The following is a 10,718-nucleotide window of genomic DNA, read 5'->3' as shown; positions in this document are numbered from 1 at the left end:
CCGCGACCTTGACCGCGGCCACCATGACCTCGCTCTGAACCTTGCTCGGAGCGGGCGCAGCGTCCTTGGCGACCGGCGCGATTTTGACCTCGGGCACGGATGCACCATCGGCCGGCGGAACCGGCTCGGGCCGCGGCGTCGGCACCGGCTTCTCGATCGACTTTGCTGCCGGTCTGGCGGCGGCGACCACAGGGGCAGGCGCGCGCCGCTTGGCGGCGCGGGCGTGCTTGCGCTGCAGGGCCGCACGGCGCGCAACGGCCGAACGCTTCTTCACCTTCGCAGCGGGCTCTGCAGACGCCGGCGCGGGCTCTGCAGCGGGACTGACCGCGCAGGCCTCACCGTTCAAATTCACACAGGGCGCCGCGACCTGCGGCGTGACGGGATGGCTGCAGCCCGCCAGCGCCAAGGCTGACACGAAGGCCAACGCCCCGAGACATAGCGCTCTCACTTTTCCGCTCCTGACGACTCTCCTGCGCGCAAGCTGCGCGTCTGCGTTGGTCTCCTATCTCTCGCGTGATGCGTTAAGCTCACGCTTATTCGCCGGCCCCGAGCAGCCGTCTCAATGCCGCGTGGTTAATCTCCCACCTACAAACCGGCAGCGCTGGCCGTCCGGCGTGGGCGACCGGGCGGCGTCGCGGCCAAATATGCACCGCCGAGAGCAACCTATTCGGTTGCGATTTATGGTAGTGTGCGCTGTCTCGGACAGACTCGGGGGCGAGCAGATGAGGATCTCCAGCGCAGCATCGGCTGTATGCGGCGCCATGGTCGGTGCCTTGGTCCTCTGCGTCGGCCTCGGCACCGCCTGCGCCGACACCCTTGCGCGCTACGACTGCACGATCGTCGGCACGATGGGCCTCGAGCCGATCGGCGACCGTCCCGGTCACATGCTGGTCAGCTTCCAATATTCGTGCGTCGGGACCGACGGGCTGATGAAGGGAGCGACCTACACCGCCAATGTCGCCTCGGAATGGGAGAACCAGAAGGGCACCTATCTGTATGGCGCCGGCGTGCATCGCAGTTCGGACGGCTATGCGGTGGCGGTGCTGACCGAAGGGACGGGCTCGGCGGTCATGAGGAACGGCGCGCCGGCCATTTCCGAGGCCACCGGCAAGGTCGCCTTCAAGCTCGCCTCCGGACGCTTCGCGCCGCTGGCCGGCCGCACCGCCAGCTTCACCGCCCGGCTGGTCGGGCCCGGCCATATCGTCTACGAGCTGACGGATTGAGCGCGGAGCGGCGCCTCGCGCCGGATGAAATCCATTGATCGGATCAGCGCCCGCCGCCATGTTGGCTGCCAGGGCCGCCTTGTTCCTCCCGTCGTCGCCGGGCGGAACGAAGCGGCGCCGCCGATGTTTTTTGAACTTGCGAAGGATGCTCCATGGCCAAGACAGACCCCGCAGCCGGCAAGCCGATCGCCAATGCCGCGCTCGCCAACATTCCGCGGCTGATCACGGCCTATTACGCGCTGAAGCCCGATCCGCACGAGCCGACCCAGCGGGTCGCATTCGGCACCTCGGGCCATCGCGGCTCGTCGCTGAAGACCGGCTTCAACGAGAACCATATCCTCGCCACCACGCAGGCGCTCTGCGACTACCGGCGCCAGCAGGGCCTCGACGGTCCGCTGTTCGTCGGCATCGACACCCATGCATTGGCCGAGCCGGCGCTCGCCAGCGCCCTGGAGGTATTCGGCGCCAACGGCGTCGAGGTGATGATCGACAAGGACGGCGGCTACACGCCGACGCCCGTCATTTCCCATGCCATCATCTCCTACAACAAGGGCCGCACGGCGCATCTCGCCGACGGGGTCGTCATCACGCCGTCACATAATCCGCCGGAGGACGGCGGCTACAAATACAATCCGCCGCATGGCGGCCCCGCCGACACCGACGCCACCGCTGAGATCGAGCGCCAGGCCAACGTCTATCTCGCCAACGACCTCGATGGCGTCTCGCGCATCAGCTACAAGCAAGCCAAGCAGCGCGGCTCCATCCACGCTCACGACTACATCACGCCCTACGTCGCCGATCTCGCCAACACCGTCGATCTCGACGCGGTGAAATCGGCCGGGATCAAGATCGGCATCGATCCGCTCGGCGGCGCCGCAATCGCCTATTGGGCGCCGATCATCGAGCGCTACGGCCTCAACGCCACCATCGTCAACGATCTCGTTGATCCGACCTTCCGCTTCATGACCGCGGACTGGGACGGCAAGATCCGCATGGACTGCTCGTCGCCTTACGCGATGGCCAGCCTGATCGGCATGCGCGAGCGCTTCGACGTCGCGTTTGCCAACGACACCGACGCCGACCGCCATGGCATCGTCACCCGCTCCGGCGGGCTGATGAATCCGAACCATTACCTGGCGACCGCGATTGCCTATCTGTTCGCGCACCGGCCCGATTGGCGCGGCGATGCCGCGATCGGCAAGACCATCGTCTCGAGCTCGCTGATCGACCGCGTCGCGCGGAAGCTCGGCCGCAAGCTGGTAGAGACGCCGGTCGGATTCAAATGGTTCGTCGAGGGGCTCGGCTCCGGCAGCTTCGGCTTCGCCGGCGAGGAGAGCGCCGGCGCCTCGTTCCTGAAGCGCGACGGCACGGTCTGGACCACCGACAAGGACGGCCTGATCCTCGGCCTGCTCGCCGCCGAGATCATGGCCAAGCGTGGCCGCGATCCGAGCGAGCTGTACAAGGAGCTGACCGCGGAGCTCGGCGCCCCCGTCTATGAGCGCATCGACGTGCCGGCCTCGCCGCCGCAGAAGGCCGCGCTGAAGGCGCTGACGCCGGAGAAGCTGAACCTCAAGGAGCTCGCCGGCGACCCCGTCCGCGTCGTGCACACCAAGGCGCCCGGCAACGGCCAGTCGTTCGGCGGCATCAAGGTCGAGACCGACCACGGCTGGTTCGCCGCGCGTCCCTCGGGCACCGAGGACGTCAACAAGCTCTATGCCGAGAGCTTCCGCGATGGCGAGCATCTCAAGCGCATCCAGAGCGAGGCGCAGGCGGCGCTGGCGAAGGTGGCGTAGCAAGCGCGGCCATGCGGGCTCGAGGCGTGTGTGAGGATCGCCACATACGCCTCGGCCAGGTCGCGGCATGGTCCCTGTACAGGCTGCATCGCGCAGCCGAGATCTCAGGGACCGATCATCATGAACCGCAATATCGCTCTGCTTGCCGCGGCCACTCTCGCCGTCACCCTGCTCGCGGGCTCGACGGCGCCATCGGCCGCGCTCGATCTGAGCTGGGTCGGCAACAAGCCGTATGTGAACTGCCTCACCAACGCGCATAAGGTGGCCATGACATATCCGCCATCTCAGCGCGCCCTTTGGGACGACAAGCTGCGTCGCGCCTGCAATCGCGGCTACTATCCCAATCGGCCGGGCGTCCAATACTGACAGCTGCACATTGACCACGTCGGAGCCCGCGAGACCTGCCTCTCGCGGGCTTTCGCGTGCCGGAGACATGCGGCCGCTCAACGCGACCTCGCGTCGGGTTGGCTCACGAAGGAAGCATGGGCCCTGCTGCGGGTGAGGCTGATCACATTCGTTGCGTCCGGCATCGCGCATGGTCCGACACATACCGCTGACCACCCGGCATCAAGGACTCTCGTCATGATCAAGCGCATCTCCTCGAAGATCGCCTCCGCCGCCATCCTCAGCGTGATGGCTGCGACGGCCGGCGCGGCTCCGGCCAAGGCCGCAACGCGCGTCGTGACCGGCCTTCCGTCCATCGCCAAGAAGCCAGTCAGGGCGATCGGCAAGAGGGTCTGCGTCACCGCCGGCAGCTATCGCCATCCCTGCGGCAGGTGACCGCTGCGCGTGACGGCCGGTCTGCCTCGCCGGCGTCGGATGAAGGCCGTTCCCCTTTTGCCGCGGTTCGGATATCGATGCTCCGACAAGGGATTAGACAGGGATCGGTGAGACCGGATGCGAACCTCTTCGACTGCCTTGCGCGTCACCTTCAGCGCGCTCGCAACCTCGTTCATGCTGGTTGTCAGCGCGTCGGCGCAAATGGCGCCTGAGGCCGCGGCGCCACGGCCGAAGCCCGCGCCCTCGATGCGCGCCGCGGCCTGCCACAACGGCCAGAGCTTCGACCGCTTTCTCGCCGAGCTGAAGCAGCGCGCCGTCGCCGAGGGCGTCTCGCAGCGCGCGATTGCCGCCGCCTCGCCCTACCTCGCCTACGACCAGGGTATCGTCAACCGCGACCGCGGCCAGCGCGTGTTCGGCCAGCTGTTCACCGAGTTCGCCGGCCGCATGGCGGCGGTGTACCGGATGCAGAACGGCCAGCAGCACATCAAGATGCATGCCGCGGCGTTCGCCCGGGCCGAGAAGGACTATGGCGTGCCGCCGGCAGTGATCGCCGCGTTCTGGGGTCTGGAGAGCGATTTCGGCTCCAACATGGGCAATCTGCCGGTGCTGCCGTCGCTGGTCTCGCTGGCCTATGACTGCCGCCGCAGCGAGCGCTTCCAGAACGAGACGATCGCCGCGCTGAAGGTCATCGATCGCGGCGACCTCACGCCCTCGGAGATGATCGGCTCCTGGGCCGGCGAGCTCGGTCAGACCCAGTTCCTGCCGACGCACTACGTCACCTACGCCGTCGACTATGACGGCGACGGCCGGCGCGACCTCTTGCGCAGCGCGCCCGACGTGATCGGCTCGACAGCGAACTACATCGCGACCGGCCTGAAATGGCGCCGCGGCGAGCCCTGGCTCGAGGAGATCCGCGTGCCCCAGACGTTCCCCTGGGAGCAGGCCGATCTCACCGTCAAGGCGGCGCGCAGCAAATGGGCCGGCTTGGGGGTGACCTATGCCGACGGACGGCCGCTGCCGAACGATGCGCTCGAAGCCTCGGTGCTGCTGCCGATGGGCCGCAACGGCCCGGCCTTCCTGGCCTATGCCAATTTCGCCGCCTACACCGAATGGAACAACTCGCTGATCTATTCGACCACCGCGGCCTATCTCGCCACTCGGATCGCGGGCGCCGCGCCGATGCGCAAGCCCGCGGGTCCCGTGGCGCAGCTGCCGTTCAACGAGATCAAGGAGCTGCAGCAGCTGCTGGTGAAGGCCGGCTTCGACGTCGGCAAGGTCGACGGCGTGCTCGGCCAGCAGAGCCGGATCGCGGTCAAGACGATGCAGCAGCGGCTGGGGCTGCCGGCGGACTCCTGGCCGACGGCCGAGCTGCTGGCGCGGATGCGCGGCGGCACGCCGCGGGCTGCCGCGCCAGCCCCGGCCACGGCGTCGCGCTGATCATCAACGGCTGAAGGACAACGGTCATGCCGCACGTCATCGTCAAACTCTATCCGGGCAGAACCGAGCAGCAGAAGCAGGCGCTGGCGAAAGCCCTCACCGAAGCGGTGACGCGCACGCTCAACTCCAGCGAAGACTCCGTCTCGGTGGGCATCGAGGACGTTGCGTCCAATGAATGGATGACGAAGGTGTACGGTCCCGACATTATCGACAAGGCCGCCACGATCTACAAGAAGCCCGGCTACGAACCGCAATGAGCTGATGGTGCCATGATCGCGCCGAGCGCGTTGTGATGGGCCGCAGCGACGATCGCGCGGGGACACGTCAAAAGGATCACCCCCATGGCCATCGTCTTCATCACCGGCAGCACCGACGGGCTCGGCCGCGCCGCAGCGCAATCGCTTCTCGATCAAGGGCATCGCGTGGTGTTGCACGCGCGGACGGCCGAGCGCGCGGCCGCCCTCGGTGAATTGGGATCGCGGTCGGCCGGTATCGCGGTCGGCAGTCTCAGCAGCGCCGCGGAGACGAGGCGCATCGCGGACCAGGTCAACGCGATCGGGCGGATGGACGCCGTCATTCATAATGCCGGCGTCTATGCGCAGCCGGGTCGTGGCGACACGCCGGAAGGACATGCCACGACGCTCGCCGTCAACACACTCGCGCCCTATATGCTGACGGCGCTGATCGAGCGCCCTGCCCGGCTGGTCTATCTCAGCAGCGGGCTGCATCGCGGCGGAGAAGGCTCGCTGGCGGATCTCGATTGGACGAAGCGGGCCTGGGATTCGGCCAAGGCCTACGCCGAGACCAAGCTGCACGTCGTGGCGCTGGCTTTTGCACTGGCGCGACGTTGGCCCGAGGTCCTGAGCAACGCCGTCGACCCCGGCTGGGTGCGCACCCGCATGGGCGGAGCGGGTGCGCCAGTCGACATCGCCACCGGACAGCGGACGCAGGCCTGGCTCGCGGTAAGTGACGATCCCGAGGCCCTGGTCAGTGGGCGCTACTGGCATCACCTTCGGCAACAGGAGCCGGCGCGCGAAGCGACCGAGCCCGCGTTCCAGGACGCGCTGATTGCCAGACTGGGCGAACTGACCGGCGTTGCCTTGCCCTAACGAGCCCTCGGACGTCACCGAAAGAATTGCAGACGCGTTAGGCCGCTCCGGCGCGTAGACGGGTCGGCCAGCCGACGCGGACCAGCGTCTCGTCGGGGTCCGAGACGGCGAGCTCGTACATCCCCCAGGGCTTGTCTTCGGCAATTTGCTGAAACTCGCGCGCGACGGCGTCGACATCCTCGATGTAGAGATAAAGCCCGAAAGGGTTTCTGCCCGGTGTGAGCCATCCCTCGACGGCATCGGTCAGATGCAGATAACCACCATTGGAGTTCGACAACATGCGATAAGTGTCGGGCTCACCCGCGGCAGGCTTCTGGCTGTTCGGACGCGTGAAGCCCAAACGATTGTAGAAGCGCTCCGAGGCGTCGAGGTCATTGCACGGCAGGATGGCGACCAAGGATCCGGAAGGTGCCATTCGTGCACTCCGTCGCTGCTATCGCCGCGAGGCGAGGGTTGGACCCGAGGCCCATGTCTGATCGGCGGAGCCGCCCTGCAGCGTCGCGCGCCGTTCGGCAACGGCATGATTGAACAGTTCGAGGACCAGGCCGAAGGCGGTCAGGTCCTCCTGCTCGATGGCTCCATCGTCATAGTCCTTGAGGGTCTCGGCGATGATTGCGTCGACCTCCCGTTGCCGTGTCAGCAGGTCGCTTTCCGACCCCGCATTGCGGACCTCCGACACCGCCGCAAGGATGCGGTTGCGAGAGCTGTTGTCGTCATCCAGATCATCCCGGTTCAGATAGCGGCGCAGCCATTCGGCGGCCGACCCGATGCCGGACAGAACAAGCAAGGCGAACCAGAAGTAGTCGCTGTACTTGTCCAGAAAGGTTCGCTCCGTGCCGTTGATCACGGCCGCGGCGCCCCGATGCACGGAGGGTTCGGTCTCCTTCTCCGTGTCAGGCTTCGCGATGTGGGCAGCGCCGGACAGGCCTTGCATGATCGTGTCGCGGACCGCGAAAAGCTGCCGGAAGAAGGCCGCAGCCTTGGCTTCGGACAATTCCTTCTTGGCCAGGATCAGGTGGTTCACGCTGATCGTGTCGACCTTGTCCTCCGGCCAGGCGGGTTTCGCGCTGAACACGCTGGCCGGAATTTCCTCGGCCTCGTAGCGCGGGTGCTTCAGCGCAATGGCCTCGGATGCGTCGATCGGAAGAAACGTGGGGGCTCCGCGCGCCCGTGACGTCGCGGCAATGGCGTCCACCGTGATTTTGCTGTCGAGCGGACCGACGGCGAGATAGGCATCAAGGGTGGGGTCTTGCGCAAGCTTGTCGATCTCGTCTGTCCCGAATTGAGCCGTGGCGACCTTGTCGGGCGGCACGCCGGAGCCCTCCAGAATGCTCTGGAGGACGGCGACGTTGGCGCCGGTCCTGCCGATGATGCCGACCTTGTGACCCGCCAGTTGGGCAATCTCGCCGATCTTTCCATTGGCCTTCTTCTTGGGCTCGCTGCCGCGTCGCCCGGACGGCGACCACAGCACGACATAGTTCTTGCGCAGCACGGCCAGCGTTTGCGCGTCGGCCGGCATGCCAAGGTCGCCGCGGCCGACCGCAAGGTCGGTTTTGTCGGCCGCCAGCAGGGCCAGGGATTCAGCCGCTCCCCCGGTCGTGATCGGAGCGAGCCTGACCGTTCTGCTTTCCTCTGCGAAGGCGTCGGCCATCGCCTGGACGAGCTTGTGGTCGTCGCTCCCCGCCGGTCCCACGGCGATCCGCAGAGTCTCGGGCTGCAAGACGTAGAACAGGGCGGCTGCAGCGGCCCCAAAGGCCAGGAATCCCAAAGCCAACACGATCAGCAACCGTCGTTGACGACGATCGTGAGCACTCCTGACTGGATCGGGCAGTGACATCAGCGGCCCCTCTGAGCGCAATGCGTCCTGGCTTGGCGTGCTGGAACTTGGGCGAACCGGTATCGATCCGGAATGTTCCGGAGGCGCCTCCGAGAGTTCAGGTGGCCAGCTTTGGTAAGGGGGTGCCCGATTTGTCTCCGCTGGAGGTAGGAGCACAGGGCCGCGTCCGCAAGATCCAGAAAGATGCAGTTGCATTCTCTCGGCCGCCGCGCCATCTCGGGAATACGCAAGCATTGCGCCGTCTCCTCCCTCAGCGAGAGCATCATGTCCTTTTACGATTCGACCGTGCCGGCCTACCTCCAGATCCTCGGCAGCCTGTCCGGGCTGCTCAGCAAGGCTGAAGCCTATTGCGAGGCGAAAAAAATTGCGCCCGAGGTGCTGCTGGGCGCACGGCTGTACCCGGACATGCTGCCGCTCTCCAGACAGATCCAGCTCGCCTGCGACTTCGCCGCGAAGGGCTGCGCACGGCTGACCCACAGCGAGGTCCCCAGCACACCCGACACCGAGACGAGCTTTGTCGAGCTGCGGCAGCGGCTCGCCAAGACCGTCGATTACCTGAAGACGTTCACACCGGCGCAGTTCGAAGGCGCCGATCAGCGCGACGTGACCTTCCCGAGCGGACCGAACACGACCCTCACCTTGAAGGGGCAGGAATTCGTCAACCGCGTCTCGTTTCCCAACTTCTATTTCCACGCCGCGATCGCGCACGGCATCCTCCGCCACAACGGCGTCGAGATCGGCAAGCGGGACTTCCTGGGCGTCGCCTGATCTCTTTCCCGTTCGCGTCGTGCACTCTCAACGGATAAGCACCATCGCAGATGATGCGACGTGGTATTCACCACGACCGATGTGCCAGTTAGTTGCTCCGTCATGCCCGGGCTTTGGCCCGGGCATCCACGTGGTTCTCGGCATGACTGACCACGTGGAGAGGGACGAGCGCAGCACTCCGACGGTCAATTGCAATAACCTGCCTCAATCGGCGGCCCGCGGCGGGCTCATCGCGCCGGGCTGATAACTCCCCGACTCATGCTGTTCGCGGCGATGCCGTAAAGGGACTGTCGAGGCCTCGCGAGACCACACTCAGCGCTCTCGCGTCGTCCCGCTTGCCGCGGTGATGACCGCAACGATGATCAGGCCCGTCAGCACGAGGCGGACGCCGGCGCTGACGCCGAAGGTGTTGAGCATCGTCAGCAACAGCACCAGGAACAGCGCGGCGCCGAACAGGCCGGGGATGTTGGCCTTGCCGCCGGCGACCGAGGTGCCGCCGATGACGACCACGGCGATCGAGGCCAGCAGATATTCATTGCCGATGTCGACATTGGCGCCGCGGAAGTAGCCGGCCAGCAGCGCGCCGTTGATGCCGCCGAGCGTGCCCGACAGGACGTAGGTCAAGAAGCGCACCCGGTTGACGGGGATGCCGGCCAGCCGCGCGGCGCGCATGTTCTGTCCGATCGCCAGCACGGAGCGGCCGAACACCGTCCGCTGCAGCACCACGTTGGCGCCAATCATGAACAGCACGGTCAGCACCGCCAGCAGCGGAATGCCGAACAGCTGGATGTTGGTGAAATCGGCGAACCCCGGCGGCGGCTTGATCTGCAGCCCGCGGCCATAGCTGATGTCGATCGACTGGATGACGAAGCTCGCCGACAGCGTCGCGATGATCGGCGGGATCCGTAGCGCCCAGATCAGGAGATAGTTCGCCGTGCCGACCGCGGCGCCGCAAGCGAGCGCGGCAAGAAGGCCGATCGCAATGCGCTGATCGTCGCCGGCCATCACGGTCATCGCGACAGCGCTGGCAAGCCCGATATTGGCCGGCAAGGACAGGTCGACATTGCCGGGACCGAGCGTGATCACGAACATCTGGCCGACGCCGACCACGACCGTGAACACGGCCAGCGACAGCGCCGCCGTCAACATGCCGCCGGCGCCGGTGCCGCCGGTGAAGCTGATGGCCGCCAGCCACACCGCGAGCGCGCCGATGAACGACCAGATCCACGGCCTGCTCAGAACGCTGGCGAGCGTAGCCTTCATGGCTGCGCATCCTTGCGGCTGATCAGCACGCGCGCGGCGAGCACCACGATCAGGATGGCCCCATTGGCGGCGACCTGCCAGTCCGGCGGGATGCGCATGAAGGTCAGCAGCGGCGATGCGGCGAGCGCGAGCGTCAGCGCGCCGATCACGGCGCCGATCGGCGAGACGCGGCCGCCGATGAATTCGCCGCCGCCGAGGATGACGCCGGCGATCGACAGCAGGGTGTAGCCGTTGCCGATGTTCGCGTCGGCCGAGGTCGTGGTGCCGATCAGCGCGAGGCTGGAGAGCACGCCGAACAGGCCGGCACAGGCGAACAGCGTCATCTTCGCCTTCAACAGCGACCAGCCGGCCCGGCCGATCGCGACCGCATTGCCGCCGGAGCCGCGCAGAATGGCGCCGTAGGAGGTGCGCATCAGGCCGACATAGGCGACCGCGGCGATCACGGCCGCGGCGAGGATCGGGAACGGCACGAAGGGCGGCTTGAAGCGCATGATCTCCAGCAGCCAGT

General features: G+C 66.6%; 12 protein-coding genes and 1 pseudogene. 8 read left to right on the top strand and 5 right to left on the bottom strand.

Annotated features, from left to right (window positions below; all coding sequences use genetic code 11):
* Positions 1–352, bottom strand: a pseudogene (locus tag BRAO375_RS38380) (hypothetical protein); the annotation flags it as partial.
* Between the two features lie 409 nt (positions 353–761).
* Between BRAO375_RS38380 and BRAO375_RS14475 the strand changes: the two are divergent.
* The 7 genes from BRAO375_RS14475 to BRAO375_RS14445 all read left to right on the top strand — a co-directional run bounded on the left by BRAO375_RS14475 (position 762) and on the right by BRAO375_RS14445 (position 6,342).
* Positions 762–1,223 (top strand): hypothetical protein, encoded by a 462-nt coding sequence (locus BRAO375_RS14475; RefSeq protein WP_009028220.1) that lies wholly within the window; start codon positions 762–764, stop codon positions 1,221–1,223.
* A 152-nt stretch (positions 1,224–1,375) separates the two neighbouring features.
* On the top strand, positions 1,376–3,016 hold the full coding sequence (pgm, locus tag BRAO375_RS14470; RefSeq protein WP_009028219.1) for a phosphoglucomutase (alpha-D-glucose-1,6-bisphosphate-dependent): 1,641 nt from the start codon (positions 1,376–1,378) through the stop codon (positions 3,014–3,016).
* Positions 3,017–3,136: 120 nt separating this feature from the next.
* Complete coding sequence (locus BRAO375_RS14465) at positions 3,137–3,382, top strand: hypothetical protein (protein WP_009028218.1); 246 nt, start codon at positions 3,137–3,139, stop codon at positions 3,380–3,382.
* Positions 3,383–3,598: 216 nt separating this feature from the next.
* Positions 3,599–3,796, top strand: coding sequence for a hypothetical protein (locus BRAO375_RS14460; RefSeq protein ID WP_009028217.1), 198 nt, complete (start codon positions 3,599–3,601; stop codon positions 3,794–3,796).
* A gap of 201 nt (positions 3,797–3,997) precedes the next feature.
* Positions 3,998–5,233 carry a lytic murein transglycosylase gene (locus tag BRAO375_RS14455; RefSeq protein WP_009028215.1) on the top strand — a complete coding sequence of 412 codons (1,236 nt, stop codon included), beginning with the start codon at positions 3,998–4,000 and terminating at the stop codon, positions 5,231–5,233.
* A 26-nt stretch (positions 5,234–5,259) separates the two neighbouring features.
* Positions 5,260–5,490, top strand: coding sequence for a tautomerase family protein (locus BRAO375_RS14450; RefSeq protein ID WP_009028214.1), 231 nt, complete (start codon positions 5,260–5,262; stop codon positions 5,488–5,490).
* A gap of 84 nt (positions 5,491–5,574) precedes the next feature.
* Positions 5,575–6,342: an SDR family NAD(P)-dependent oxidoreductase gene (locus tag BRAO375_RS14445; RefSeq protein ID WP_009028213.1), complete on the top strand. Its 768-nt coding sequence runs from the start codon at positions 5,575–5,577 to the stop codon at positions 6,340–6,342.
* 37 nt (positions 6,343–6,379) lie between these two features.
* On the opposite strand, the gene BRAO375_RS14440 is transcribed toward BRAO375_RS14445, so the two are convergent.
* Together BRAO375_RS14440 and BRAO375_RS14435 are read right to left on the bottom strand one after the other, a co-directional pair.
* Complete coding sequence (locus tag BRAO375_RS14440) at positions 6,380–6,757, bottom strand: VOC family protein (protein ID WP_009028212.1); 378 nt, start codon at positions 6,755–6,757, stop codon at positions 6,380–6,382.
* An 18-nt stretch (positions 6,758–6,775) separates the two neighbouring features.
* Complete coding sequence (locus tag BRAO375_RS14435) at positions 6,776–8,179, bottom strand: TAXI family TRAP transporter solute-binding subunit (RefSeq protein ID WP_009028211.1); 1,404 nt, start codon at positions 8,177–8,179, stop codon at positions 6,776–6,778.
* A gap of 264 nt (positions 8,180–8,443) precedes the next feature.
* Between BRAO375_RS14435 and BRAO375_RS14430 the strand changes: the two genes are divergently transcribed.
* Positions 8,444–8,947 carry a DUF1993 domain-containing protein gene (locus BRAO375_RS14430; RefSeq protein ID WP_035640320.1) on the top strand — a complete coding sequence of 168 codons (504 nt, stop codon included), beginning with the start codon at positions 8,444–8,446 and terminating at the stop codon, positions 8,945–8,947.
* Between the two features lie 312 nt (positions 8,948–9,259).
* On the opposite strand, the gene BRAO375_RS14425 is transcribed toward BRAO375_RS14430, so the two are convergent.
* Both BRAO375_RS14425 and BRAO375_RS14420 read right to left on the bottom strand, forming a co-directional pair.
* Entirely contained in the window at positions 9,260–10,210 is a 951-nt protein-coding gene (locus BRAO375_RS14425; RefSeq protein WP_009028209.1) for an ABC transporter permease, read from the bottom strand.
* A partial coding sequence (locus tag BRAO375_RS14420) for an ABC transporter permease subunit (protein ID WP_035640317.1) occupies positions 10,207–10,718 on the bottom strand: 512 nt, incomplete at its 5' end. The genes BRAO375_RS14425 and BRAO375_RS14420, both read right to left, overlap by 4 nt.

Origin of the sequence: Bradyrhizobium sp. ORS 375, from assembly GCF_000239775.1 — a bacterium.
Lineage (GTDB): Bacteria > Pseudomonadota > Alphaproteobacteria > Rhizobiales > Xanthobacteraceae > Bradyrhizobium.
This window is presented reverse-complemented; position numbering and strand designations above follow the sequence as displayed.

Excerpts from the sequence above, each read along its gene's own strand:
- BRAO375_RS14475 (WP_009028220.1), top strand. The coding sequence starts at position 762 with ATGGTCGGTGCCTTGGTCCTCTGCGTCGGCCTCGGCACCGCCTGCGCC.
- pgm (WP_009028219.1), top strand. The coding sequence starts at position 1,376 with ATGGCCAAGACAGACCCCGCAGCCGGCAAGCCGATCGCCAATGCCGCG.
- BRAO375_RS14430 (WP_035640320.1), top strand. The coding sequence starts at position 8,444 with ATGTCCTTTTACGATTCGACCGTGCCGGCCTACCTCCAGATCCTCGGC.
- BRAO375_RS14455 (WP_009028215.1), top strand. The coding sequence starts at position 3,998 with ATGGCGCCTGAGGCCGCGGCGCCACGGCCGAAGCCCGCGCCCTCGATG.
- BRAO375_RS14445 (WP_009028213.1), top strand. The coding sequence starts at position 5,575 with ATGGCCATCGTCTTCATCACCGGCAGCACCGACGGGCTCGGCCGCGCC.
- BRAO375_RS14435 (WP_009028211.1), bottom strand. The coding sequence starts at position 8,179 with ATGTCACTGCCCGATCCAGTCAGGAGTGCTCACGATCGTCGTCAACGA.
- BRAO375_RS14460 (WP_009028217.1), top strand. The coding sequence starts at position 3,599 with ATGATCAAGCGCATCTCCTCGAAGATCGCCTCCGCCGCCATCCTCAGC.
- BRAO375_RS14440 (WP_009028212.1), bottom strand. The coding sequence starts at position 6,757 with ATGGCACCTTCCGGATCCTTGGTCGCCATCCTGCCGTGCAATGACCTC.
- BRAO375_RS14465 (WP_009028218.1), top strand. The coding sequence starts at position 3,137 with ATGAACCGCAATATCGCTCTGCTTGCCGCGGCCACTCTCGCCGTCACC.
- BRAO375_RS14425 (WP_009028209.1), bottom strand. The coding sequence starts at position 10,210 with ATGAAGGCTACGCTCGCCAGCGTTCTGAGCAGGCCGTGGATCTGGTCG.
- BRAO375_RS14450 (WP_009028214.1), top strand. The coding sequence starts at position 5,260 with ATGCCGCACGTCATCGTCAAACTCTATCCGGGCAGAACCGAGCAGCAG.